Genomic DNA, 26,140 nt, shown 5'->3' with positions numbered 1-26,140 from the left:
GGGCAGGGCTTGAGCTTTTCTTACGCCCAAGGGAGCAGTTCAGAACCCCGTAGGAGCGAGCAAAGCTCGCGATGGGACGCGCAGCGGCCCCAGGGTTTCAGCTTCGCGGCTGATAACGCCGGGGCTGCTTTGCAGCCCATCGCGAGCTGCGCTCGCTCCTACAGGGAGATCGCGGCGCGACAGCGCGGTGATGACCGCTACAGGTCGTTGTTGAACGGCTGCAGCGGCCCTTGCTGGGCGGAGCGGCCTTCGGCCCCCACCGCATTGAGCTGGAACGTGGCATCCAGTGCCTGGCGCGAGCCGGCTTTCTGCGCCACGGCATTTTCATCGCCCTTCTGCCCCTGCGGCAGCATCAGTGACGGGTGATCGAACGGCGCCCGTTCCCAGGCGACACGCGGGTCGGTCAGGCTGACCTCCATGAATTTCACCAACGCATCCACTTCATCGCTGGTGAGATTCAACGCCGTCATGTCCGGGTCCAGGTTCGAACTGTTGTGCTGGTTGACGGCCGGGTGGTCGAAGCCGCTGGTGTTGCTGGCATCCTCGCCACGCCGGTCACCGCCGCGGTTGTAGAACTCCATCACCTGTTGCAGCGTGGCCCGGCTGCCGTTGTGGAAGTACGGCCCGGTCAACGCGATGTTGCGCAGGGTCGGCGTTTTGAAGGCACCATCGACCGCGTCGCGGAAACCGATACTGGGCTTGAGTGAAGGGTCGCAAGGAACCGCTGCGCTCAGCGGCACTTCGAAGGTGCAGACATCCACATCCAGCGGGTCGGGAATATTCCCCCCTTGCAGCAGGGTGTTGTACTGGCGGGTGAAGGACAGCGGATTGCCCCAGGCATCCGAGCCACCCAGCGCCAGGTCTTCGGACGTCGGGCGCACGCCGGTGTTGTAGAAGCCGTTGTCGTAGAGGGTGGTCAGCCCGTCGGCCATCACCATGCGCTCGATGCGTTCACGGGGCTGGAACAGCAGCCGGCTACCGGCATTGGTCAACTCCGCGCCACCATGGCAGGCGATGCACTTGCCCTTGCCCAGGAACAGTTCCATGCCTTGCACCTGCTGGGCGTTCATGGCGCTGTGGTCACCCTGCAGGTAGGCATCCAGCGGCGCCTGGTCGGAGATCAGCGTGGCCTCGTACATCTGGATCGCCAAGCCGAAGAACAGCGGGAAGTTCGCCTCCATCTGGCTGTAGGGCTCGCCGCCCAGGGCAACCTGCTGGGTGGCGTTCCACAGGCGCGGCTGGAAGGCATTCTTGATCAGCTCGCGGTAGGTGGGCCGGCGGGCGCTGGAGACAGGCCCGAGTACCGAGTCGGTCGGTGAAATCTTCTGCCCCTTGAGCATCATGGTGTCGAGCATGCGCCGACCAATGTCGGCGAAGGTACGCCCACCGCAGGACATCTCCACCGTGCTGCCGGGTGGGCCGACCGCTTGCGAGGCCGCCGAGGCATCCCTGAGGGCCAGGCGCACCTTCACCGCCACGCCGCTACGGTCGTTGGTCACGAAGATCCCCGCATCCGGGTCACGATTGCCGAACGGCGAGAAACCGTTGAACACGTTGTTGGCCCGGCCATCCCAGAAGTTGCGCACGTTGAAGGCGGCGTTGATCACCGACGGCGCGTTGCGGCCGGTGCCGCGGCGCACGTTGATGCCGCCCACCTGGAAAATGCCGTCCGGTTGCTGGGTGCACTTGTCGTACCGCGACTGGTGGGGTTTGACGAAGTTGGCATCGAACACGCCCTGGGAGCCGATGACGTCATCGCTCGAATAGACGATCGCCGAGTTGCGGTCCAGGGGGTTGGCCAGTACGTGGGTCGGGAAGTCGCCCTTGAGCAGGGTGTAGTTCGGGCCACCTTTGCCCCCGGAGCGGGTGGCGTAGCTCGGCACGTCACCGGGGATGTCGCCGGCCATGAAGGGCTTGTTGAAAATCGACGCCACATTGGCATTGGTGTTGGCCTGGCCAGGGTTGATCTGGTTGGTGACCCGGTGATCGACACCGGCATGGTAATGGCAAGAAGCGCAGGCGGTGGCACCGTCGCTGCCGATGGCCATGTCCCAGAACAGCGCCTTGCCCAGCAGCACTGCCGCCACGCGGTTGGTGACGTAGTCCGACATCAGGTCGACCTTGCGCCCACCCTCGGTGCCTGAGGGGTCTGGCGGCGTCATGCCGCGCAGCGAATTCAGTGTGGGCACCTCCGGCACCACCGGTTCAGTGCCGGCCGGGTCTGCGGCCCGGGCACCGGTGAACGGCAACCCGACGGCGCAGAGGGCCACGGCCATCGCACAGACCAGGCGGGGTATTCGCAAAGCACTCCAATACGTAACCATGATGGACTTCCCGATTCAGTACGGAGTAGCCAGGCTCCGTAGTTGCCCTGTTACGAGATGTTGATCCTGCAGTTCACATGGCCATGCACTTCTGGTTGAAGTTGCGCGGGCACGGCAAGCCCTCACTGGCAAAGCAATCTCTTGGCTCAGGTTTTCAAACTGATTGGTCGCGCAGTTAGGTGCGCTTAATGCCACCATAGCTGTAACAAAGCATTTCAACAGTAGAGGAAGGGGATTTTTTTATACCGGTTTATTTAGGGAGGCATACCGATAAATACTGAGCTGGGGAATTCCTCAGTGTTGGTGGCGAGGTGGGCCCATTAGTGGGTTTTATGGCCCGAAAGCATTGCTTTAGGGAGGCTGAAAGCTGGCAGGGTGTTTGCTGATAGAATTTTTATTTGGCTGAAAGTGCATCGCGAGCTTTGCTCGCTCCTACCGGTGAAGTTGTGTTTTTGCGCGCGTACAAAAACGCCGCTCACTGGGGAGCGGCGCTTTGTCAAACTTCTTACTCGGTATCAATAACCCAGGGAGAAGTCTTCTTCTTTCATGTCCATCAGGTTGTTTGCGCCCGACAGCATGGTAGCCACATGGGTACGGGTGCGCGGCAGAATGCGCTGGAAGTAGAAGCGCGCCGTTTGCAACTTGGCGTTGTAGAAAGCTTCCTCGCTGGTGCCAGCGGCCAGTTTCTCGGCGGCCAGGCGGGCGATGTCGGCCCAGAAGTAGGCCAGGCAGGCATAACCGGAGTACATCAGGTAATCCACCGAAGCAGCGCCCACTTCCTCGCGGTCCTTCATGGCGGCCATGCCCACTTTCATGGTCAGTTCGCCCCATTCCTTGTTGATGGCGGCCAGCGGCTCGACGAATTCCTTGAGCGCATCGACACCCTCCTGCGCCTGGCAGAACTTGTGCACGATCTTGGTGAAGCCCTTGAGCGCTTCGCCCTGGGTCATCAGCACCTTGCGGCCCAGCAGGTCGAGGGCCTGGATGCCAGTGGTGCCTTCGTACAGCATCGAGATACGGCTGTCGCGCACGTTCTGCTCCATGCCCCACTCGGCGATGAAGCCATGGCCACCGTAGATCTGCACGCCGTGGTTGGCGGCCTCGAAACCGACTTCGGTCATGAACGCCTTGGCAATCGGGGTCAGGAACGCCAGCAAGGCGTCGGCCTTCTTGCGCTCTTCTTCGTCCTGGCTGTACTTGACGATGTCGACCTGCTTGGCGGTGAAGTAGACCATGGCGCGGTTGCCTTCGGCGAAGGCCTTCATGGTCAGCAGCATGCGGCGCACGTCTGGGTGGACGATGATCGGGTCAGCCGCCTTGTCCGGTGCTTTCGGGCCGGTCAGCGAGCGCATTTGCAGGCGGTCGCGGGCGTATTTCAGGCCACCCTGGAACGCCACTTCGGCATGGGCCAGGCCTTGCAGCGCGGTCCCCAGGCGAGCGGTGTTCATGAAGGTGAACATGCAGTTCAGGCCTTTGTTGGCCGGGCCGATCAGGTAGCCGGTGGCGCCGTCGAAGTTCATCACGCAGGTGGCGTTGCCGTGAATGCCCATCTTGTGTTCGATCGAACCGCAGGTCACGCCATTGCGCTCGCCTACGCCGCCTTCGGCGTTGGGCAGGAACTTCGGCACGATGAACAACGAGATACCTTTGGTGCCGGCCGGTGCATCCGGCAGGCGGGCCAGGACGATATGGACGATGTTGTCGGCCATGTCGTGCTCACCGGCCGAGATGAAGATCTTGGTGCCAGACACCTTGTAGCTGCCATCGGCCTGTGGCTCGGCCTTGGTACGCAGCATGCCCAGGTCGGTGCCGCAGTGCGGCTCGGTCAGGCACATGGTGCCGGTCCACTCACCAGACACCAGCTTGGTCAGGTAGGTGTGCTGTTGTTCGGCAGTGCCGTGGGCGGAAATGGTGTTCATCGCGCCATGGGACAGGCCCGGGTACATGCCCCACGACCAGTTCGAACCACCGACCATTTCGCTCAGGGCCAGGCCCAGCGACTCTGGCAGGCCCTGGCCGCCGTGCTCGACGTCATGGGCCAGGCTCGGCCAGCCACCTTCGACGAACTGCTGGTACGCCGCCTTGAAGCCGGTTGGGGTCTTCACCCCCGACTCGCTCCAGGTGCAGCCTTCCAGGTCACCGACGCGATTCAGCGGGGACAGCACCTGCTCACAGAATTTCGCGCCCTCTTCAAGGATCGCGTCGACCATGTCGGGCGTTGCGTCCTGGCAACCCGGCAGGCTCTGATAGTGCGCCTCGTAGCCGAGCAGCTCATCGCGCACGAAACGAATATCACGCAAGGGGGCTTTGTAATCAGGCATTGCGATGAACCTCTGTGATGAGTTCGGTGGGGGACCGCTGATACCGACCAGCTCTTGGTGGCTTTCGGTCAAACAGTTGTTTGAAACTTACGTTTAGGACCGCCCGATGTCAAGGAGGGACTATGGTGCCATTTTCGCCGCGAAAGATGGCGTTTGTGCCATTCGACATTTTGGGCACCCACAAACGACTGTAGGAGCGGGTTTACCCGCGAAAGGGCCCGCCCAGACAACAGAGATGTCTGAGCGGACGCATTCGCGGGTAAACCCGCTCCTACAGGGGGCTGCGTGCAGGCTGGTATCAGGCGTAGGTGTCGATGAACCGCCCGAGCATTTCGTCGGACGCCTTGGCGACCTTGGCGCCGGCTTCGACTTCGGTCTTGCCCAACGCCAGTTGCACGGTGCTGGTGGCCATGTCCATCTGCTGGCTGCGGTCCACTGCGCGCAGGCGCTCGGCCTGAAAGTCGCTGGACTGGCTGGTGGCGGCGCGCTCGACCGAAGCGTTGGCGATCTGGCCGGCGGCCTGATCGACACGGTTCTGGCCGTTGTAGATGGCGTTGAGGCCCGCGTAGTACGCGGTGCTGCCGGTGATTTCCATGTCAGAACTCCAATGACGCTGGATAGGAACTGGCCCAATTAAAGCAGCCCAGGGGCGAAAAGGCCCGTTTAAATCCCTAATGGCTCGGTGCTAGCTGATAGGCCATGGGTATTCCTGGGCCGGCCTCTTCGCGGCGCAAGCCCGCGCCTACAGGCGCGAAGGGGCGGTCAATCCAGCAGGTCCAGTTGCAGATGCTCGGCCACCGCATCGGCCGTGGCCAGCTTGAGCTTGGGCACCCGCCCCAGGCATGGCGCCGGCAGGCGCTCCGCAAGGCTGGCCAGGTTCTCTTCCAGCCGAGCGGTCTTCGGCTCGATGATGTTCGCCACCCACCCCGCTAATTGCAGGCCGTCCCGGTCGATGGCTTCGGCGCTGAGCAAGGCATGGTTGATGCACCCCAGGCGCACGCCCACCACCAGGATCACCGGCAGCCGCAAGGCAATGGCCAGGTCCGACAGGTTGGCATGGGCAGACAGCGGCACTCGCCAGCCCCCCGCACCCTCCACCAGAGTGAAATCCGCTTCCTGGGCCAGCACGTGGCGCATGGCCTTGAGCAGCACCGGCACATCCAGCGTAACGCCCGCCTCGCGCGCCGCCACATGCGGGGCGATGGCAGGCTCGAAGGCAAACGGGTTCACCTCCGCATAGGGCAGCTTGATCGAACTCTCATCGATCAGCGCCTGCGCATCGCTGTTGCGCAGGCCCTTGGGGGTCATGCTGCAGCCCGAGGCAACCGGCTTTGCCCCCAACGTACTCAGCCCCTGCAGGCGCGCCGCATGCAGCAACCCGGCGGCGATGGTGGTCTTGCCGACATCGGTGTCGGTCCCGGCGATGAAATAGGCCTGGCTCATGTCGCTCCTCTCATGCCTGTGGCTTGCGCAACACACCATAGACCACCTGATAGGTGGCCGGCAGCCCCTGGGGCTGGCGGAACGCTTCATACGCCTGCAAAAGCCCCTGCATCCGGGCCCGCCCGGTCAGGCCCGCAGGGCGCCCCGGGTTCAGGTTGTGGGCACCGAGGGCCTTGAGTTCATGGGTCAGGCTGCGCACGTCCGGGTAGTGCAGCACATGGGCCAGGCGTTGCAGGCCGAGCGTTTCGAAGCCACTGGCGGCGCACAGGCCCTGGTAGTCCTCGAAACGGCGGAAGCGGTTTACATGCACCATGCCGTCAACGGCCTGCCAACTGGCACGCAGTTCATCCAGGGTGCCCACGCACAGGCTGCTGAAGGCCAGCACTCCGCCTGGGCGAAGCACTCGCAGCGCTTGCTCAAGCACGCTGGCGAACTGGCTGCACCACTGCACGGCCAGGCTGCTGAACACCAGGTCGACACTGCCATCGCGCAGCGGCAGCCGTTCGGCATCGCCCGCCACATGGTAGCGGGCGCCGCCCTGCTCGGTGCGGGCATGGCGCAGCATGCCCTCGGCGATGTCCACCGCCACGCCGCTGGCCGGGGCGAAACGCTCGGCCAGCACCCGGCTGAAATGCCCGGTGCCGCTGCCAAGGTCGAGCCAGCGCGATGGCGCCAGGCCCTCCGGCAACTGCTCCAGCAGGCTTACGCCCACCGCCCGCTGCAGGGCCGCCACGCTGTCGTAGCTGGCTGCGGCGCGGGAAAACGAAGCGGCCACCTGGCGCTTGTCTGGCAAGGCGCCGGGCAGGGTTGGACGGGAAAGGTCAGTCATCGCCACTCTCATGCAGGAAACTCTTGATGCCCGCCGCCAGCTCTTGTGGGTATTCCAGCAAGAAGGCGTGGGAACTGTCTTCGACCAGGCCAACCTCGACGTCCGGCAGCAACTCGCTCAGCGCCTTGGCCGCCTCGGCCGGCACCAGCGCGTCGCTGCCGGCGAACAGGTGCAGTTGCGGGCCAGCATAGGCCTGCAGCGCTTCACGGGTATCGAGCTGGGCCAGCACCTCCAGGCCGTTTGCCAGGTACAGCGGGTCGGTATCCGGCACGCCAACGCCCAGCTGGCGCAGCAGCGTGCGCGGCTGCAGGGCGCCGTCGCTGCACAAGCTGCGAAAGCGCTTGAGGGTGACCGAGGTGTGGCTGCGGCAACCGTCGAGGAAGGTGCCAAAAGTGTCGTCGGCCATGCCATGCGGCCAGTCGGCGCGCGCCACGAAACTGGGGTTGCTGCCCAAGGTCAGCAAGCCGCAACAGTGGTCGCCGCGCTTGCGCGCCAGCTCACTGGCCAGCATGCCGCCCAACGACCAGCCGCCCAGCCAGGTATCGGTGGGCAGCTTGCGGTCCAGGTAGTCGACCCAGGCCTGCACATCGGTGTCGGCCAGTTCCGGCAGGGGCATCAGCTCAACGTGCAGGCGCGCATCCTGGGCGCGCAGGCTGGCGGCCAGCGGCTCCAGGGCGGCGGTGCCCAAGCCCCAGCCGGGCAGAAGGATCATTCGGTTACGCATCGGCGGCCTCCAGCTGTGGATAACACTCGGCCAATGCATTCAACAATAGCTGCACCTGCGCCGCGCTGTGGGCGGCGCTCAGGGTTACCCGCAGGCGTGCACTGCCCGCTGGCACGGTGGGCGGACGAATGGCGGTTACCAGCAGGCCGCGCTCGCGCAACAGGCGGGACAGTTTCAAGGCCTGGGCACTGTCGCCGATCACGATCGGCTGGATCGGCGTGGGGCTGTCCATCAGCTGCAGGCCGATCTGCGCAGCGCCCTCGCGGAACTGGCGAATCAGCGCGGCCAGGTGCTCACGGCGCCAGGTTTCCCGGCGCAGCAGCTCCAGGCTCTTGAGCGTGGCGCAGGCCAAGGCCGGGGGCTGGCTGGTGGTGTAGATGTAAGGCCGGGCGAACTGCACCAGCGCCTCGATCAATTCCTCGCTGCCAGCCACGAAGGCACCGGCCGTGCCGCACGCCTTGCCCAGGGTGCCGATCAGCACCGGCACATCGTCCACGCCCAGGCCGAAGTGCTCGACGATACCGCCACCCTGGGCGCCCAGGGTGCCCAGGCCATGAGCGTCATCGACCATCAGCCAGGCGCCACGGGCACGGCTGGCAGCAGCCAGCGCCGGCAAATCGGCAAGGTCGCCGTCCATGCTGAACACACCATCGGTGACCACCAGGGTGTTGCCGGTGGCTTTCTCCAGGCGGCTGGCCAGGCTTGCCGGGTCGTTGTGCAGGTAACGGCTGAAGCGGGCGCCACTGAGCAGCCCGCCATCGAGCAGCGAGGCATGGTTCAGGCGGTCTTGCAGAACGGTATCGCCCTGCCCCAGCAACGCGGTGATGGCCCCAAGGTTGGCCATGTAGCCGGTGGAAAACAGCAGCGCGCGCGGGCGGCCGGTGAGTTCGGCCAGCGCCTCCTCCACCTGGTGGTGCGGGGTGCTGTGGCCAAGCACCAGGTGCGAGGCGCCACCGCCGACACCCCAGCGCTCGGCACCGGCCTGCCAGGCGGCAATCACGTCGGGGTGGTTGGCAAGGCCCAGGTAGTCATTGCTGCAGAAGGCCAGCAGGCGCTGGCCATCGACCACCACCTGCGGCCCTTGCGGGCTTTCCAGCATTGGCCGCTGCCGATGCAGGTCTGCGGCGCGCCGTTCGGCCAGGCGCGCCGCGAGGTCGAAGGCCATCAGGCCGTCGCGGCGTTGTAGAACAGCTCGCTGCTGCGTTGTTCCACCAGGGCCTGCTCGATGGCCGCCTGGTGCACTTCATCGGCGTGCTCTTCACGGGCTTCGGGCTTGATGCCGAGGCGGGCGAACAGCTGCATGTCCTTGTCGGCCTGCGGGTTGGCGGTGGTCAGCAGCTTCTCGCCATAGAAGATCGAGTTGGCGCCGGCCATGAAGGCCAGGGCCTGCATCTGTTCATTCATCTGCTCACGGCCGGCGGACAGGCGCACGTGCGACTTGGGCATCAGGATGCGGGCAACCGCCAGCATGCGGATGAAGTCGAACGGGTCGACATCTTCTTCATCGGCCAGGGGCGTGCCGGCCACTTTCACCAGCATGTTGATCGGTACCGACTCCGGGTGCTCGGGCAGGTTGGCCAGCTGGATCAGCAGGCCTGCACGGTCGTCCAGCGACTCGCCCATGCCCAGGATGCCGCCAGAGCAGATCTTCATCCCGGCATCGCGCACGTAGGCCAGGGTTTGCAGGCGCTCGCTGTAGGTGCGGGTGGTGATGATGCTGCCGTAGAACTCAGGCGAGGTGTCGAGGTTGTGGTTGTAGTAGTCAAGGCCGGCCTGGGCCAGGGCCACGGTCTGCTCCTGGTCGAGCTTGCCGAGGGTCATGCAGGTTTCCAGGCCCATGGCCTTGACCCCTTTGACCATCTCCAGCACGTAGGGCATGTCCTTGGCCGACGGGTGCTTCCAGGCCGCGCCCATGCAGAAGCGCGTGGAGCCGATGGCCTTGGCCCGGGCGGCTTCCTCCAGCACCTTCTGCACTTCCATCAGCTTTTGCTTTTCCAGCCCGGTGTTGTAGTGGCCGGACTGTGGGCAGTACTTGCAATCTTCCGGGCAGGCGCCGGTCTTGATCGACAGCAACGTCGACACCTGGACGCGGTTCGGGTCGAAATGCGCGCGGTGCACGGATTGCGCCTGGAACAGCAAGTCGTTGAACGGTTGCTGGAACAGTGCCTTGACCTCAGGCAGGGACCAGTCGTGACGTGTTGTTGCAGTTGTGCTGGCGCTCATCGGCGTTTCCTTGTTTAGGCTGTAGCTGGCGCCGAGGCACAAGTGCCTGCCAGCGCATCACGGATAGCTCGCATAGTCATGGAAGGCCTATGAACTGTCAACCTTGGTTAAAAGCTCTGGTTTACAAGTGTACGAATATTAACCACACCTGTTTGCTCTGCGACGAACTCGCCGAACAGCCCCACCCTATCTGCGCCGCCTGCGAACAGGCACTGCCGTGGCTGGACGAATACTGCCTGCGCTGCGCCCTGCCGCTGCCCATGGCCGGCCTGACCTGCGCCCATTGCAGCCGCCGCCCGCCGGCCTTCGAGCAGGTCGTGGCGCCCTGGCACTACGGCTTCCCGCTGGACACCCTGGTCAGCCGCTTCAAGCACAACCGCCAATGGCCCCTGGGCCGCCTGCTGGCGCAAATGCTCAGCCTGAACTTGCGCCACCGTTATGCCCAGGGCCTTGCCTGCCCCACCTTGCTGCTGCCGGTGCCATTGGCCAGGCGCAGGTTGCGTGAACGCGGCTTCAACCAGGCCGGCATGCTCGCCCGCTGGTTGGCCAAGGAGCTGGGCATCGCCTGCCAGGAAAGTGTGTTGCTGCGCACCCGGGACACCCCGGCCCAGCAAACGCTCGATGCCAGGGCCCGCAGGCGCAACCTGCGCCAGGCCTTTAGCGTGGCCGACCAGGGCGCCTGCGAGGGCCGCCATGTGGCCGTGGTGGATGACGTGGTAACCACTGGCGCCACCGCCCAGGCCATCGCCCAGGTGCTGCGCCAGGCGGGCGCAAGCCGGGTGGATGTGTATTGCCTGGCACGCACGGCAAAACCGGGGCAAGCTTGACAGGTCCCCTACCCCTAGGCGCCCACATGTCCCTGCCCACCGTCCTTACCCAACACATTGCCCGCCGCCCACAGCGCATCGCCTTGCTGCAGCACATTGCCGAACAAGGCTCGATCACCCGCGCGGCGAAGGCCGCCGGCATCAGCTACAAGGCCGCCTGGGATGCCATCGACGAACTCAACAACCTGGCCAGCCAGCCCTTGGTCGAGCGCAGCACCGGTGGCCGGGGCGGCGGTGGTGCCCGGCTGTCGGCGGAGGGCGAGCGGGTGCTGCGCCTGTACCAGAAAGTGCAGGCCCTGCAGGCACAAATTCTGGAAGCGGCTGAAGAGTCCAGCGACCTCGACCTGCTGGGCCGCCTGATGCTGCGCACCAGCGCCCGCAACCAGTTGCAGGGGCAGGTCAGCGGGCTACGCCGCGAAGGCCGGCATGACCGGGTAAGCCTGGCCCTGGGCGGCGGGCTGGAGATCGAGGCGCTGATTACCCACGACAGCACGGCGCGCCTGGAACTGACCCTGGGTACCACGGTGATGGCGCTGCTCAAGGCTGGCTGGGTACGGTTGCTGGGTGATGATGAACAGGCCGAGGCTGGCAGCAATGTGCTGAACGCGACGGTCGAGCAAGTGCTGCCCGATGCCCAGGGCGACAGCGAGGTGCGGCTGGCGCTGGGCAATGGGCAAACATTGTGTGCGTTTGCCGATGCCGAGTGGTTGGCTGGGCAGTCGGTAGGTGAAGGGCGCAGAGTGCGGGTGCAGTTTCATCCGTCCTATGTGTTGCTCGGGGTGCCGGTTTAGCCAGTGCCGGCCCTTTCGCTGATGTAGGAGCGGGCTTGCCCCGCGAAAGGGCCGGCACAGGCAACCCCCAGGCCAGACCATGGAATGGGTTACCATGCCGACATGCCGCCCACCCCCGGAGCCCCCATGTCCCACCCCTTCGACACCCTCACCCCCGACCTGGTCCTGGACGCCGTGGAAAGCCTCGGCTTTCTCAGCGACGCGCGGGTCCTGGCGCTGAACAGCTACGAAAACCGCGTCTACCAGGTCGGCATCGAAGGCGCGCAACCCCTGATCGCCAAGTTCTACCGCCCAGGCCGCTGGAGCACCGAGGCGATCCTCGAAGAACACCAGTTCACCGCCGAACTCGCCGATTGCGAAGTCCCGGTGGTGGCCCCGCTGCAGCATGAAGGCCAGAGCCTGTTCGAACACCAGGGCTTTCGCTTCACCCTGTTCCCCCGCCGCGGTGGCCATGCGCCGGAGCCCGGCAACCTCGACCAGCTCTACCGCCTGGGCCAACTGCTCGGCCGCCTGCACGCCGTTGGCGCCGCACGCCCGTTCGCCCACCGCGAGGCGCTGGCTGTGGACAACTTCGGCCATGCCTCGCTCAACACCCTGCTCGAAGGCAACTTCGTGCCCAAGGAGTTGCTGCCTGCGTACGAATCCGTGGCCCGCGACCTGCTCAAGCGGGTCGAGGACGCCTACGCCCGCACCCCGCACCAGGTGATCCGCCTGCACGGCGACCTGCACCCCGGCAACCTCATGCACCGCGACGAGGTGTACCACGTGGTCGACCTCGACGACTGCCGCATGGGCCCGGCCGTGCAGGACCTGTGGATGATGCTGGCCGGCAGCCGCGAGGAGCGCCTGGGCCAACTGGCCGAGCTGATTGACGGCTACAACGAGTTCCACGACTTCGACCCGCGCGAACTGGCCCTGATCGAACCCCTGCGCGCCCTGCGCCAGCTGCACTACAGCGCCTGGCTGGCACGGCGCTGGGATGACCCGGCGTTCCCGCCGAGCTTCCCGTGGTTTGGCCAGCCACGCTACTGGGGGGACCAGGTGCTCGCCCTGCGCGAGCAAATGGCCGCACTGGATGAAGCGCCGCTGAAATTGTTCTAGATGCAGGCGCGCCTCTGTCTACAATAGGCGTCGCTTTGTTCAGCAAGGACTCTCCATGCAAGCTGCAAACCCGCGCCGCGGGTACCTCCTGGGCCTTGGTGCCTACATCATCTGGGGCCTGTTCCCGATTTATTTCAAAGCCATCCAGAGCGTTCCGGCGGTGGAGATCATCGTCCACCGGGTGCTCTGGTCGGCCCTATTCGGCTCGTTGCTGTTGCTGGTGTGGAAGCACCCCGGCTGGTGGCGCGAACTGCGTGAAAACCCCAAGCGCCTGGCCATCCTGGCCCTGAGCGGTACCTTGATTGCCGGCAACTGGCTGACCTATGTCTGGGCGGTGAACAACGGCCGCATGCTCGAAGCCAGCCTGGGCTACTACATCAACCCGCTGGTCAACGTGCTGTTGGGCATGCTGCTGCTCGGCGAGCGCCTGCGCCGCCTGCAATGGCTGGCCGTGATGATGGCGGCGGTGGGCGTGGCGCAGCAGGTGTGGCAAGTGGGCAGCCTGCCCTGGGTGTCGCTGGTGCTGGCACTGACCTTTGGCTTCTATGGCCTGATTCGCAAGAAGGCACCGGTGGCCGCCTTGCCCGGCCTGGTGGTGGAAACCTGGATGCTGGTGCCACTGGCAGCCGGCTGGCTGCTGCTGCACCCGACGGCGATGAGCGCCCAGGCTGATTTCTACACCAGCAGCGAAGCGCTGTGGTTGATGGCAGCGGGCCCTGTCACCCTGGTGCCGCTGGTGTGCTTCAACGCAGCGGCGCGCCACCTGCCCTACACCACCCTGGGCTTCCTGCAGTACCTGGCGCCTACCCTGGTGTTGCTGCAGGCGGTGCTGCTGTTCGATGAGCACATGTCGCCGAGCAGCCTGATGGCGTTCGTGTTCATCTGGGCGGGGCTGGCGGTTTACAGCGTCGATGCCTGGCTGAATTTGCGCAAGCGCGCTTGATCAATAAATGATCAAAGATCTACAGGCCACGAGGGTTGTGGCCTGTAGCATTGTCTCCAAAGGTTATCCACAGGGCCTTCCCCGGTAAAACGGGATAACCCTGGGGGCGCGAAGCGGCCCCGGCATTCCCAGCTCAATCTTCCGCCCGCAGCGTCAACTCCACCATCAAATCATCCGCCAGGCTCTCTAGCTTCTGCTGCAGGTCATCCAGCGACAGCGTCAACGGCAGCGCCAGCAAGGCATCGGCATAGAACAGCGGCTCGCTGCTCATCGGCGCCGGGCGCACGCCGGTGGTGAAGCGCTCCAGGTTCACCCCCTGCTCTGCCAGCAGCCGGGTGATGTCGCGCACGATGCCCGGCCGGTCATTGCCCACCAGCTCCATGGCAATTGGCTTCCAGGTACAGGACGGCTCGATACCGCTCTGGGCGATCAGCACCCGTATGTCATGCTTGCCCAGTGCCTGCAGCGACTTCACCAGTTCGTCGTAGTTTTCCGCAGGCACCGCCACCCGCAGGATCCCGGCGAACTGCCCGGCCATGCGCGACATGCGGCTCTCCAACCAGTTACCGTTGTGGTCGGCGATGCACTGGGCAATGCGCTCCACCTGGCCGGCCTTGTCCGGGGCGATCACGGTCAGTACAAGATGATCCACAGGGCCTTTCCTCTGCGTCGGGCCGCCCGGGGCGGCGAAAATACGGGGGATCGGTTCAGTATAGGCAAGGCGCGGCAACCTGCCGCAGGGCAACCCGCACAAACAATCGTGTACTGTTTCAAGATTTATCTGGAACAATCCACTGGTTTTTTGCGAACATACGCACTCCCAGCGTGACCATACGCGACCAGCCGGTCGCATAACGGCGCTTTTAGTCTGATGTTGCCTCGCCTACTGCATCATGTAGTATCCCGTGGCGCGGACTACAAAACGTCGTTTGGATGTCTGCCAAGGCGCCTGTGAAAATACGCACACTGTCTGCCAGATTGCCTGGCAGGCTGCACCCAGCCGCCCTCGGGTCTAGTCCGTTGGCATGCACTGGTACGTGTTTAGAGAAGCGCTACAGGCTTAATACAGAAGAGCGAAATAGCTGAGCAGAGGTGAGGCAAGCAATGACTGGATACGTTCAAGTCGGTGGCCTTCAGGTCGCCAAGGCCCTGTACGACTTCGTCAACAACGAAGCCATTCCTGGAACCGGCATCGAAGCCGAGAAGTTCTGGGCCGGGGCGGCAGAGATCATTAACGACCTCGCTCCCAAGAACAAAGCCCTGCTCGCCAAGCGCGACGAGCTGCAAGCCAAGATCGACGCCTGGCACCAGGCGCGCAAAGGCCAGGCCCACGACGCCGCCGCCTACAAGACATTCCTTCAGGAAATCGGCTACCTGCTGCCACAAGCCGACGATTTCCAGGCCACCACCCAGAACGTGGACGAAGAAATCGCCCACATGGCCGGCCCGCAGCTGGTGGTGCCGGTGATGAACGCCCGCTTCGCCCTGAACGCCGCCAACGCCCGTTGGGGCTCGCTGTACGACGCGCTCTATGGCACCGATGCCATCAGCAATGAAGGCGGCGCCGAAAAAGGCCAGGGCTACAACAAGGTGCGTGGCGACAAGGTCATCGCCTTTGCCCGCGCCTTCCTCGACGAAGCCGCGCCACTGGCTGCCGGCTCCCACGTCGACTCCACCGGCTACCGCATCGAAGCCGGCAAGCTGGTGGTCACCCTCAAGGGTGGCAGCAACAGCGGCCTGCGTGACGATGCCCAGCTGATCGGCTTCCATGGCGATGCCAAGGCGCCGACCGCCGTGCTGCTCAAGCACAACGGCCTGCACTTCGAAATCCAGGTCGACGCCAGCACCCCAGTGGGCAGCACCGACGCCGCTGGCGTGAAAGACATCCTGATGGAATCGGCGCTGACCACCATCATGGACTGCGAAGACTCGGTGGCCGCCGTCGACGCCGACGACAAGGTGATCGTCTACCGCAACTGGCTGGGCCTGATGAAAGGCGACCTGGCCGAAAGCGTGAGCAAAGGCGGCAAGACCTTCACCCGCACCATGAACCCGGACCGCGAGTACGCCGCTCCCAACGGTGGCAGCGTTACCCTGCACGGCCGTTCGCTGCTGTTCGTGCGCAACGTTGGCCACCTGATGACCAACCCGGCGATCCTCGATGGCCAGGGCAATGAAATTCCCGAAGGCATCCAGGACGGCCTGTTCACCAACCTGATCGCCCTGCACAACCTCAACGGCAACACCACCCGCAAGAACACCCGCAGCGGCAGCGTGTACATCGTCAAGCCGAAGATGCACGGCCCTGAAGAAGTGGCATTCGCCGCCGAAATCTTCAGCCGCATCGAAGACCTGCTGGGCATGCCGCGCAACACCGTCAAGGTCGGCATCATGGACGAGGAGCGCCGCACCACGGTGAACCTGAAGTCGTGCATCAAGGCTGCTGCCGAGCGCGTGGTGTTCATCAACACCGGCTTCCTCGACCGCACCGGTGACGAAATCCACACCTCGATGGAAGCCGGCGCCGTGGTGCGCAAGGGCGCCATGAAGAACGAGAAGTGGATCGGCGCCTACGAGAACAACAACGTCGACGTGGGCCTGGCCACCGGCCTGCAAGGCCGCGCGCAGATCGGCAAGGGCATGTGGGCCATGCCGGACCTGATGGCCGCCATGCTTGAGCAGAAAATCGCCCACCCACTGGCCGGTGCCAACACCGCCTGGGTACCGTCGCCAACTGCCGCCACCCTGCACGCCCTGCACTACCACAAGGTCGACGTGCAGGCCCGCCAGCGCGAGCTGGCATCGCGCACCCCGGCATCGGTCGATGACATCCTGACCATCCCGCTGGCGGCCAACACCAACTGGTCGGCTGAAGAGATCCGCAACGAGCTGGACAACAACGCCCAGGGCATCCTCGGCTACGTGGTGCGCTGGATCGACCAGGGCGTGGGTTGCTCGAAAGTGCCAGACATCAACGATGTCGGCCTGATGGAAGACCGCGCCACCCTGCGCATCTCCGCCCAGCTGCTGGCCAACTGGCTGCGCCACGGCGTGGTCAGCCAGGAGCAGGTGCTGGAAAGCCTCAAACGCATGGCCGCGGTGGTGGACAAGCAGAACGCCGGCGATGCCCTGTACCGCCCGATGGCGCCGAACTTCGACGACAACGTCGCGTTCCAGGCGGCCATCGAGCTGGTGATCGAAGGCGCCAAGCAACCGAACGGCTACACCGAGCCGGTGCTGCACCGCCGTCGTCGCGAGTTCAAGGCGCGTAACGGGCTGTAATCGCACGGGGCCGCTTTGCGGCCCAATCGCGAGCTGTGCTCGCTCCTACCCGTAGGAGCGAGCACAGCTCGCGATTGCCATTACTCGATCTTCAATTCCTTCTTCACCAGCTCCAGCAGTTTCCCCAAATCCACTGGCTTGAGCAGAAAATCCACCACCCCCAGGTGCATCACGTCCACCGCCTCCTTCACATCGGTGTCGCCCGACACCACGATGATCGACAACGCCGCTCGCTCCGTTTCACGAATCCGCCGGATCAGTTCCAGGCCATCGTTGGGCTGCATGCGCAGGTCGGTAATCATCAAGGCGATACGCGGTTCGTAATGCAACTTGAGCATCGCCTCCTGCGCCCCATCCGCCGTCATGCATTCGATGCCCCGGCTTTTCAGGTACAGCTTCAGCGCCTCGCTGTTGACCGGATTGTCATCGACAACCAGCACCACCGGGCTCGGCGCCACGGGTGCACTCACCACGGCCAAGGCTTCACGTTCTGCGTCACTCAGGATTTGGTCATGCTCAGCCATGGTCATCTCGTCAAAAATATCTCGCTCATCGGGTAGGACCGCAAAAGCCGTGTAACCCTGTTCGCCTTTCGTCGGGTCTTTGACAGGGCCGCTCCTAGACTTACGTCCAATGGGCACCATGGCGCCGCCAGCCGACCATGGGGACCGAGAACAACAAGGCCGCACCTATATATAGATATATATATAGTTCGGCGTAGCGATACGGTCAGTGTCATGAGCAAAAAGGACGCCTACAGCCAGGCGGGCAGAACGGCAGTGCTGCAGAACATCCAGGGCACCTTACAGCTCCTGCAACGCTTTGCGCCGTTCAACCAGATGGAACACAGCCACCTGGCCTACCTTGTGGAGCAATGCCAGCTGCGCTTCTATGCCAGCGGCGAAAGCATCATCAAGCCCGCCGACGGGCCGGTTGAACACTTCTACATCGTCAAGCAGGGCCGGGTGGTGGGCGAGCGCCAGCACCTGGTCAAGCCCGGCGTGGAAACCACCTTCGAGATCACCAGTGGCGAGTGCTTCCCGCTGGCGGCGCTACTGGGCGAACGCGCCACGCGCACCGAGCACCTGGCCGGCGAAGACACCTTCTGCCTGCAACTGAACAAGGCGGCGTTCATCCGCGTGTTCTCCCTGTCGGAAGTGTTCCGCGACTTTGCCCTGCGCGGCGTCAGCAGCCTGCTCGACCAGGTCAACCAGCAGGTGCGCCAGCGCGCCGTGGAAACCCTGGGCAGCCAGTATTCGCTGAACACCCCGCTGGGCGAGCTGGCCATGCGCCACCCGGTGGTCTGCGCGGCGGATACCCCCCTGCGCGAGGCCGTGCGGCTGATGCACGAGCAGCAGGTGGGCAGCATTGTCGTGGTCGACCCGCAGCGCTACCCGGTGGGCATCTTCACCCTGCGCGACCTGCGCCAGGTGGTGGCCAGCGCCGACACCGACCTGGGCGCGCCCATCGAGCGCCACATGACCCTGCAGCCGTTCTACCTCAGCCCCCAGGCCAGCGCGTTCGACGCCGCCATGGCCATGACCGAGCGGCACATCGCCCATGTGTGCCTGGTGGAAAACCGCCGCCTGTGCGGCGTGGTGTCCGAGCGCGACCTGTTTTCCCTGCAGCGGGTCGACCTGGTGCACCTGGCACGCACCATCCGCCATGCACCGCGCCTGGAGTCGCTGGTGCAACTGCGCGGCGAGATTGGCCAGCTGGTCGAGCGCATGCTCGCCCACGGCGCGTCGTCCACGCAGATCACCCAGATCATCACCCTGCTCAACGACCACACCGTGTGCCGGGTGATCGAGCTGGCCATCGCCGAGCGCGGCGACCCTGGCGTGCCGTTCAGCTGGTTGTGCTTCGGCAGCGAAGGGCGCCGCGAGCAGACCCTGCACACCGACCAGGACAACGGCATCCTGTTCGAGGCCAGCAGCAGCGCCGAGGCCGAAGCCATTCGCGCGCGCCTGCTGCCCCTGGCCCAGGCCATCAACCAGGGCCTTGCCCAGTGTGGCTTCACCCTGTGCAAGGGCAACGTCATGGCCAGCAACCCCGAGCTGTGCCTGTCGCGCAGCGAGTGGTCGCGGCGCTTTGCCGGGTTCGTGCGTGAAGCCAGCCCGGAAAACCTGCTGGCGTCGAGCATCTACTTCGACCTGCGGGTGGTCTGGGGTGACGAGCGCGGCGGCGAGCAACTGCGCGCGCAACTGCTGGAGCAGGTGGCCGACAACCGGATTTTCCAGCGCATGCTGGCCGACAACGCCCTGCGCCAGAAGCCACCGGTGGGCCGCCTGCGCGAGTTCGTGCTGACGCGCCAGGGCAACGACAAGGCCGCCACCCTGGACCTCAAGGTGCAAGGCCTGACGCCTTTCGTCGATGGCGCCCGGCTGCTCGCCCTGGCCCATGGCATTGGCGCCTGCAACACCCTGGAGCGCCTGCGCCAGCTGGTCGCCAAGGGGGTGATCGAGGCCCTGGATGGCGCCGCCTACGAAGAGGCCTACCACTTCATCCAGCAAACCCGCATGCAGCAACACCAGCGCCAGAGCCGCGACAACCTGCCGTACTCCAACCGCCTCGACCCCGACAGCCTCAACCACCTGGACCGGCGCATCCTGCGCGAGTCCCTGCGCCAGGCCCAGCGCCTGCAAAGCAGCCTGGCCCTGCGGTACCAGCTATGAGCCTGTTCGCCTGGCTGCGCCCTGCGGCCCCCGAGCTGGACGCTGGCCAGCGCCAGCGCCTGGCACGCCTGCCCAAGGCCAGGCCGCTAGGGGTGTGTTCGCTGCGCGAGCAGCGCTGGGTGGTACTCGACCTGGAAACCAGCGGCCTGAACCCCAACCGCGACCAAGTGCTGTCGGTCGGCGCGGTGGCCATCGAGGATGGTGCCATCGACTTTGCCCAGCAGTTCGAGCGCACCCTGTGCCGGCCGGCGCAGAAAACCAACGCCAGCGTGCTGATCCACGGCCTGGGGCCAAGCGCCCTGGCGGCTGGTTGCGACCCGGCCGAGGCACTGCTGGACCTGCTGGAGTTCATCGGTGACAGCCCGGTGCTGGCCTTCCATGCGCCGTTCGACCAGCGCATGCTGGCCCGTGCCCTGAAGGAAAGCCTGGGCCAGCGCCTGCAACTGGCGTTTCTCGACGTCGCCGAACTGGCGCCGATGCTCAACCCCGACACCGTGCTGCGCGAGGCCGGGCTGGATGACTGGGTGGCGCGCTTTGGCCTGCAGGTGCAGGAGCGTCACCACGCCAGTGCCGACGCCCAGGTGACGGCGGAACTGGCGTTGATCCTGTTCAGCCAGGCCCGCCGCCAGCAGCTCGACAGCCCGTTGCAGCTGGAACAACGGCTGGGCGGATGGCGGCGGCGCAAGGTGCACAATCACGGGCTTTAGGGGTTTACGGCTTTAGCAATTCTGCGCCTATGAGACCGAGCGCCGCCCGCGCGGCGCATCGCAGGCAAGCCTGCTCCTACATCTGTTTCGGGCCAATGTTCATGTTGCCTGCGCGCGCGACCCCGTGGTGTACGACGCGACATCGAAGGGAACCACAAGGCGGTCGCGCGCGATTGCATAGGCTTAACTGGCCCGAAACAGATGTAGGAGCAGGCTTGCCTGCGATGCGCCGCGCGGGCGGCGCTCGATCTCACACCAGCAACATACTAAAGCCAGCCACCATGATGGCAATCCGATAAGCGTCCATTGCACCCACCCCCTCGGCTCTGTAACAATCGCGAATAATTATCGTTAGTTAATGCATTCGTTCCGGGGGGACGCTGCATGCCTTCTGCCAACAGCCCACATGCCGATCTGGTCGGTTCGCTCTACCGCGACCACCGCAGCTGGTTGCTCGCCTGGCTGCAGCGCAGCATGGCCTGCCGCCAACGCGCCGAAGACCTGAGCCAGGACACCTTCGTGCGCCTGCTCGGCCGCGAGCAGCTCGACACCCCGCGTGAACCCCGCGCCTTCCTGGCCGCGGTAGCCAAAGGCCTGATGTTCGACCACTTCCGTCGCTCGGCGCTGGAACAGGCCTACCTGGCGGAACTGGCCGTGCTGCCGGAAGCCGAACACCCCTCACCGGAGCTTCAGCACCTGATCCTCGAAGACCTCAAGGCCATCGACCGCCTGCTCGGCAAGCTGTCGAGCAAAGCCCGCGCCGCCTTCCTGCACAACCGCCTGGACGGCCTGGGCCACGCCGAAATCGCCGAACGCCTGGGCGTCTCGGTTTCCCGCGTGCGCCAGTACATCGCCCAGGGCATGCGCCAGTGCTACGTGGCGCTGTACGGGGAGCCGACGTGAACAACGCGCCCGTCTCGGCCCAGGTGCTGGAAGCTGCCATTGCCTGGAAGATGAGCCTCGATGAAAGCAGCGGCACCCCGGGTGAACGCAGCGCCTTCATGCGCTGGCATGCCGCCAGCGAAGAACACGCCCGCGCCTGGCGCCAGCTCGGTGCACTCGACCAACGCGTCAGCGCCGCCGCAGGGCCGGCACGCCAGGCCTTGCTGCAATCGCGCGTCAGCCTGCGCCGGCGCATCGGCAAAGCCGGCAGCGGGCTGGCCGGCATGTTCGTGCTCGGCGCGCTGCTGGCCTGGGTCGGCGCCCCGTCGCTGGCGCCGAGCTATTGGCTGGCCGACCAGCGTACCGCCACCGGCGAGCTGCGCACCCTGCGCCTGGAAGACGGCACCCTGCTCAGCCTCAATACCCACACCGCCGTAGACATCGACTACAACGGCGACCAACGCGTGCTGGTGCTGCACCAGGGCGAGATTTCCGTGGAAACCGGCCACAACGACCCACGCCCGTTGCTGGTGCGCACCGACGACGGCCGCCTGCGCCCGCTGGGCACGCGCTTCCTGGTGCGCCGCGAACAGGCCGGCACGCGCCTGGAGGTGTTGCAGTCGTCGGTGGCCGCCATGGCGCACAACAGTGGCGACGAACAGGTGCTGCACGAAGGCCAGCAAGTGCTGATGACCGCCGATGGCCTGGGCCGGGTAAGCCCGGTGCAGGCCGGTGCCGATGCCTGGACCCGCGGCATGCTGGTGGTCGACAACGTGCGCCTGGCTGACCTGCTGGCGCAGTTGGGGCAGTACCGCAGCGGCCACCTGGGCGTCGCCAAGGAAGTTGCCGACTTGCGTGTAACCGGCAGCTTCCCGCTGACCGACACCGACCTGGCGCTGGCCTCGCTGGTGCCGGCGTTGCCGGTGAAGGTCGAGCAGCGTACGCCTTGGTGGGTGACTGTCGTTTCCAAGTGAACCTGTGCCGGCCTCTTCGCGGGGCAAGCCCGCTCTTGTAGGAGCGGGCTTGCCCCGCGAAAGGGCCGGCACATGAAAATCCCAACCTCAAATAATTCTCACTTTTTTTCCGATTCCCCCCTGTCACTTTCCAATTCTCGTGCGGCAAGGAAGCAGTTAGCACTTATCCCTTGAGGAGCCGCTGAATGTCCCGTGCCGTTGATCGTATCCTGCGTCCCAGCCTGATGGCCCTGGCCGTCGCCCTGGCCGCACCACTTGCCAGCCCTGCCCTGTTCGCCGCCGAGCAGTCCGCACCGCGCGCCTACAACCTGCCCGCCGCGCCGCTGGCCACTACCCTCAACCAGATCGCCAGCCAGTCGGGCATCGCCCTGGCCATCGACCCGGCGCTGGTCAGTGGCCGTACGTCGGCCCCGGTCAACGGCCAGTACACCGGCCTCGGCGCGCTGCAGGCCGCCTTGCTCGGCACTGGCTTGCAGCTGCAGCAGAGCAGCGTTGGCAGCTACAGCCTGGTGGCCGTGCCCGAGGGTGCCCTGGCCCTGCCGGAAACCACGGTGAATGCCGCCAGCGTTGGCGAAAGCGCCTGGGGCCCGGTGGATGGCTACCTGGCCAAGCGCACCGCCGTCGGCACCAAGACCGACACCGCCCTGGTGGAGGTGCCACGCTCGATCTCCGTGGCCACCCGCCAGCAGATGAGCGACCGTGGCGTGCACAGCCTGGACGACGCGGTGAAATACATGCCGGGTATCGTTTCCGCCAGCTTCGGCAGCGACACCCGCTACGACTGGATGCGCGTGCGTGGCTTCGAGCCCACCCAGTTCCTTGACGGCCTGCCTTTGCCGCGCGGCGTGTACGCCAACCCGAAAGCCGAAACCTGGAACCTCGACCGCCTCGCCCTGCTGCGCGGCCCGGCCTCGTCGATCTACGGCCAAACCCCGCCCGGCGGCCTGCTGGACATGGTCAGCCGCCGCCCGCAAGCCGAAGCCTCCCATGAAATCGAGGTGCAGTACGGCAGCGACAACCACCGCCAGATCAACTTCGCCAGCACCGGCAAGATCGACGACCAGGGCCAGTTCCTGTACAGCGTCAGCGGCGTGATCCGCGACGGCGGCACGCAAATCGACCATATCGACGACAAGCGCTACAACATCGCCCCGAGCCTGACCTGGAACATCGACGAGGACACCTCGCTGACCTTGCTTACCCAGTTCACCCGTGACGATACCGGCGTCACCAGCCAGTTCCGGCCGATCCAAGGCACCAAGATCGACATGCCGTTCGGCAAGATCTCGCACCACAAGAACCTGGGCGACCCGAACTACGAATACTACGACCGCACCTACTACGCCCTGGGCTATGCCTTCGAGCACCGCTTCAACGACGTTTGGCAGTTCCACCAGAACCTGCGCTATACCAAGTCGGAGCTGTCGTTCCAGACCATTACCGTGAACAGCTACATTCCGGCCTTTGCCGCCTTTGGCTACGTAGTGGACGACGAGGGCAACACTGGGCGTGGCACCACCAACGTGGACGAGGACATCAGCCAGTTCGCGGTTGATAACAACTTCCAGGCCGATTTCAAAACGGGCGACATCAGCCATACCCTGCTGATCGGCCTGGACCACCAACGCACGAACAACAACTTCCTCACCATCTATGGCACTGCGCCAAGCATCAACGTAAACAACCCGGTGTATGGCTTGCCCATCACCCGGCCGCCACGCTCCGATGCGTACTATGACTACGACCAGAAAACCAACCAGACCGGCCTGTACGTCCAAGACCAGATGGCGCTCGGCAACTGGCGCCTGACCTTGGGCGGTCGAGAAGACTGGGTACATACAGGTACCAAGTTCTTCAACAAGGGCGATGCCACCAACACCCAGCGCGACAGCAACTTCAGCGGTAACGCGGCAATCAGCTACGTCTTCGACTCGGGCTTCGTTCCTTATCTGTCGTATGCCGAGTCCTTCCAGCCATCAAGCAAGGCGGAAGCTGACCCGGTCAATGCGTTCAAGCCCACCGAAGGCAAACAGTGGGAACTGGGCATCAAGTACCAGCCACCAGGCTCCAACACATTGCTGTCGGCAGCGGTGTATGACCTGACCCAGAAGAACGTCTCGGTCACCAACAACGTGGGCAACGTCACCGTCACCAGCCAAACCGGCGAAGTGAAGGTACGCGGCCTTGAACTGGAAGCCGTTTCCGACGTCACCGAAAACCTCAAGTTGACCGCCGCCTACACCCTGGCCAAATCGGAAGTACAGGACGGCCTGTACAAAGGCAACCGTCTGCAACTGATGCCTAACCAGCAAGCCTCGCTGTGGGCCGACTACACCTGGCACAGCGGCATCCTCGATGGCTTCGGCATCGGCGGTGGCGCGCGCTACACCGGCAACACCTACGGCGACCAGGCCAACACCTACCTGGGCAAGGCCAACGCCTACACCGTGTTCGATGCCTCCGTGCACTACGACCTGGGCCGCCTGAGCACCAGCCTCAAGGGCGCGACGGTGGCGGTCAACGCCACCAACCTGTTCAACAAGGACTACATCTCCACCTGTGACTCGTACTACTGCTACTACGGCGACGAGCGCAGCGTCGTGGCCAGTGCTTCTTATAAGTTCTGAGTGAGCCGGGGCCGCCTTGCGGCCCAATCGCGACCTTTGGTCGCTCCTACCCGGGGAAAACACATCGCCCCCCTGTAGGAGCGACCAAAGGTCGCGATTGGGCTGCAAAGCAGCCCCCCGCTCCAACAGACAAAAACGGTACCGTGATGAAAAGCCCAACCATCCGCCGCTGGTCCGTGATCCACACCTGGAGCAGCCTGGTCTGCACCCTGTTCCTGCTGTTGCTGGCACTCACCGGCCTGCCCCTGATCTTCCACCACGAACTCGAACACCTGCTCGGCGACGCCGCCGAGTTGCGCGAAATGCCCGCCAACACCCCCCACCTGGATTTGCAGCAACTGGTCATCAAGGCCGAGCAGCATCGCCCCGGCGAAGTCATGCAATACTTCGGCTTCGACGAAGACGAACCCAACGGCGTCGTGGCAATCACCGCGGCCACCGCCGGCACCGAACCCAATTCGTCGCACACCTTCATGCTCGACGCCCGCACCGGCGAAGCCGTGGCCATGCCCGCTGCCAACGGCGGCTTCATGATGCTCATGCTGCGCCTGCACGTGGACCTGTTCGCAGGCCTGCCCGGCAAGCTGCTGCTGGCCTTCATGGGCGTGCTGTTCATCGTCGCGATCGTCTCCGGCACCGTGCTCTATGCGCCCTTCATGCGCCGCCTGGAATTCGCCACCGTGCGCCATGACAAGTCCCGGCGCCTGCGCTGGCTCGACCTGCACAACCTGATCGGCATCGTCACCCTGGCCTGGGCGCTGACCGTCGGCGTCACCGGAGTAATCAGCGCCCTGTCCGACCTGGTGATCGCCGCCTGGCGCAACGACAGCCTGGCGGCCATGGTCGCCCCCTACCAAAACGCCCCGCCGCTGGCCGAGCGCGCCCCCGCCAGCGGCCTGCTGGCCATCGCCGAACAGGCCGCACCCGGCATGCGCGCGGACTTCATCGCCTTCCCCGGCACACGCTTTTCCAGCGAGCACCACTACGCGGTGTTCATGAAAGGCGCCACGCACCTGACCTCGCACCTGCTCACCCCCGTGCTGATCGATGCCCGCACCCTGGCAGTCACCGCCGTGGGCGAGCGGCCCTGGTACATGGACGCCATGGGCCTGTCGCAACCGCTGCATTTCGGTGACTACGGCGGCCGCCCGATGCAGGTACTGTGGGCCGTGCTCGACGTGCTGACCATCATCGTCCTGGGCAGTGGCCTGTACCTCTGGCTGGGCAAGCATCGCCGCCCCCGGGAGGCGAAAGCATGAGCCACCGTTCGCAATCCACCGCCAAGGTGTTCGCCTGGCCCGCCGCCATTGCCTTGCTCGGGGCGCTGGGGCTGTTCGCCGCGCTACTGGGTGACGGCGCCTGGGACATGCTCGCCTGGCTTGGCCTTGGCCTTCCGGCGTGGTTCAGCCTGCGCGGCCTGTGCAAATGAGGTAGCCGGTTACCCCCCGGCCAGTACACGCCCCTTTC

At 64.9% G+C, this 26,140-nt stretch carries 22 protein-coding genes; 12 read left to right on the top strand and 10 right to left on the bottom strand.

Annotation, left to right across the window (positions count from 1 at the left end; all coding sequences use genetic code 11):
* Positions 1–197 precede the first annotated feature (197 nt).
* The 8 genes from F3J45_RS19465 to bioB form a co-directional block, all read right to left on the bottom strand.
* Entirely contained in the window at positions 198–2,276 is a 2,079-nt protein-coding gene (locus F3J45_RS19465) for a cytochrome-c peroxidase (RefSeq protein WP_205300603.1), read from the bottom strand.
* Between the two features lie 563 nt (positions 2,277–2,839).
* Positions 2,840–4,645: a phenylacyl-CoA dehydrogenase gene (locus F3J45_RS19460; protein ID WP_167066438.1), complete on the bottom strand. Its 1,806-nt coding sequence runs from the start codon at positions 4,643–4,645 to the stop codon at positions 2,840–2,842.
* 298 nt (positions 4,646–4,943) lie between these two features.
* On the bottom strand, positions 4,944–5,240 hold the full coding sequence (locus F3J45_RS19455; protein ID WP_167066433.1) for a pyrroloquinoline quinone biosynthesis protein PqqE: 297 nt from the start codon (positions 5,238–5,240) through the stop codon (positions 4,944–4,946).
* A gap of 167 nt (positions 5,241–5,407) precedes the next feature.
* On the bottom strand, positions 5,408–6,088 hold the full coding sequence (gene bioD, locus F3J45_RS19450) for a dethiobiotin synthase (protein WP_167066430.1): 681 nt from the start codon (positions 6,086–6,088) through the stop codon (positions 5,408–5,410).
* 10 nt (positions 6,089–6,098) lie between these two features.
* The gene (gene bioC / locus F3J45_RS19445; protein ID WP_167066427.1) at positions 6,099–6,917 is read right to left on the bottom strand and encodes a malonyl-ACP O-methyltransferase BioC; all 819 of its coding nucleotides are present in this window, start codon (positions 6,915–6,917) and stop codon (positions 6,099–6,101) included.
* Positions 6,910–7,641, bottom strand: a complete 732-nt coding sequence (locus F3J45_RS19440; protein ID WP_167066424.1) for an alpha/beta fold hydrolase — start codon at positions 7,639–7,641, stop codon at positions 6,910–6,912. The genes bioC and F3J45_RS19440 overlap by 8 nt, the downstream gene beginning before the upstream one ends.
* The gene (bioF, locus tag F3J45_RS19435; RefSeq protein ID WP_167066421.1) at positions 7,634–8,806 is read right to left on the bottom strand and encodes an 8-amino-7-oxononanoate synthase; all 1,173 of its coding nucleotides are present in this window, start codon (positions 8,804–8,806) and stop codon (positions 7,634–7,636) included. The genes F3J45_RS19440 and bioF overlap by 8 nt, the downstream gene beginning before the upstream one ends.
* Complete coding sequence (bioB, locus tag F3J45_RS19430) at positions 8,806–9,864, bottom strand: biotin synthase BioB (protein ID WP_167066418.1); 1,059 nt, start codon at positions 9,862–9,864, stop codon at positions 8,806–8,808. The genes bioF and bioB overlap by 1 nt, the downstream gene beginning before the upstream one ends.
* 152 nt (positions 9,865–10,016) lie before the next feature.
* Between bioB and F3J45_RS19425 the strand changes: the two genes are divergently transcribed.
* From F3J45_RS19425 to rarD, 4 genes are all read left to right on the top strand, one after another.
* The gene (locus F3J45_RS19425; protein WP_205300602.1) at positions 10,017–10,691 is read left to right on the top strand and encodes a ComF family protein; all 675 of its coding nucleotides are present in this window, start codon (positions 10,017–10,019) and stop codon (positions 10,689–10,691) included.
* 26 nt (positions 10,692–10,717) lie between these two features.
* Positions 10,718–11,482, top strand: a complete 765-nt coding sequence (locus F3J45_RS19420; RefSeq protein WP_167066412.1) for a TOBE domain-containing protein — start codon at positions 10,718–10,720, stop codon at positions 11,480–11,482.
* A gap of 126 nt (positions 11,483–11,608) precedes the next feature.
* Positions 11,609–12,583: a serine/threonine protein kinase gene (locus tag F3J45_RS19415; protein ID WP_167066409.1), complete on the top strand. Its 975-nt coding sequence runs from the start codon at positions 11,609–11,611 to the stop codon at positions 12,581–12,583.
* Positions 12,584–12,638: 55 nt separating this feature from the next.
* Entirely contained in the window at positions 12,639–13,526 is an 888-nt protein-coding gene (gene rarD / locus F3J45_RS19410) for an EamA family transporter RarD (RefSeq protein WP_167066406.1), read from the top strand.
* 133 nt (positions 13,527–13,659) lie between these two features.
* On the opposite strand, the gene F3J45_RS19405 is transcribed toward rarD, so the two are convergent.
* Positions 13,660–14,178, bottom strand: coding sequence for an ACT domain-containing protein (locus F3J45_RS19405; protein ID WP_167066403.1), 519 nt, complete (start codon positions 14,176–14,178; stop codon positions 13,660–13,662).
* A 452-nt stretch (positions 14,179–14,630) separates the two neighbouring features.
* Here F3J45_RS19405 and F3J45_RS19400 point away from each other — a divergent pair, with 452 nt between their 5' ends.
* The gene (locus tag F3J45_RS19400) at positions 14,631–16,808 is read left to right on the top strand and encodes a malate synthase G (RefSeq protein WP_167066400.1); all 2,178 of its coding nucleotides are present in this window, start codon (positions 14,631–14,633) and stop codon (positions 16,806–16,808) included.
* Positions 16,809–16,888: 80 nt separating this feature from the next.
* Here the strand turns inward: F3J45_RS19400 and F3J45_RS19395 are convergent, their stop codons facing one another.
* Positions 16,889–17,332, bottom strand: coding sequence for a response regulator (locus tag F3J45_RS19395; protein WP_205300601.1), 444 nt, complete (start codon positions 17,330–17,332; stop codon positions 16,889–16,891).
* 213 nt (positions 17,333–17,545) lie between these two features.
* On the opposite strand from F3J45_RS19395, the gene F3J45_RS19390 reads away from it, so the two are divergent.
* From F3J45_RS19390 to F3J45_RS19360, 7 genes are all read left to right on the top strand, one after another.
* Positions 17,546–19,483, top strand: coding sequence for a DUF294 nucleotidyltransferase-like domain-containing protein (locus F3J45_RS19390; RefSeq protein ID WP_167066394.1), 1,938 nt, complete (start codon positions 17,546–17,548; stop codon positions 19,481–19,483).
* Complete coding sequence (locus F3J45_RS19385) at positions 19,480–20,190, top strand: PolC-type DNA polymerase III (RefSeq protein ID WP_167066378.1); 711 nt, start codon at positions 19,480–19,482, stop codon at positions 20,188–20,190. The genes F3J45_RS19390 and F3J45_RS19385 overlap by 4 nt, the downstream gene beginning before the upstream one ends.
* A 384-nt stretch (positions 20,191–20,574) precedes the next feature.
* A complete protein-coding gene (locus tag F3J45_RS19380) occupies positions 20,575–21,093 on the top strand; it encodes an RNA polymerase sigma factor (RefSeq protein WP_167066375.1) in 519 nt (172 codons plus the stop codon).
* Complete coding sequence (locus F3J45_RS19375; RefSeq protein WP_167066372.1) at positions 21,090–22,046, top strand: FecR family protein; 957 nt, start codon at positions 21,090–21,092, stop codon at positions 22,044–22,046. Before F3J45_RS19380 ends, F3J45_RS19375 begins: the two co-directional genes overlap by 4 nt.
* Before the next feature lie 185 nt (positions 22,047–22,231).
* Positions 22,232–24,673, top strand: a complete 2,442-nt coding sequence (locus F3J45_RS19370; protein ID WP_167066369.1) for a TonB-dependent siderophore receptor — start codon at positions 22,232–22,234, stop codon at positions 24,671–24,673.
* A 146-nt stretch (positions 24,674–24,819) separates the two neighbouring features.
* Positions 24,820–25,932, top strand: coding sequence for a PepSY domain-containing protein (locus tag F3J45_RS19365; protein WP_167066366.1), 1,113 nt, complete (start codon positions 24,820–24,822; stop codon positions 25,930–25,932).
* Positions 25,929–26,102 (top strand): hypothetical protein, encoded by a 174-nt coding sequence (locus tag F3J45_RS19360; RefSeq protein WP_167066363.1) that lies wholly within the window; start codon positions 25,929–25,931, stop codon positions 26,100–26,102. The genes F3J45_RS19365 and F3J45_RS19360 overlap by 4 nt, the downstream gene beginning before the upstream one ends.
* The last annotated feature ends 38 nt before the right edge of the window (positions 26,103–26,140 follow it).

It is taken from the genome of Pantoea sp. Ap-967, assembly GCF_011752565.1.
Lineage (GTDB): Bacteria > Pseudomonadota > Gammaproteobacteria > Pseudomonadales > Pseudomonadaceae > Aquipseudomonas.
This window is presented reverse-complemented; position numbering and strand designations above follow the sequence as displayed.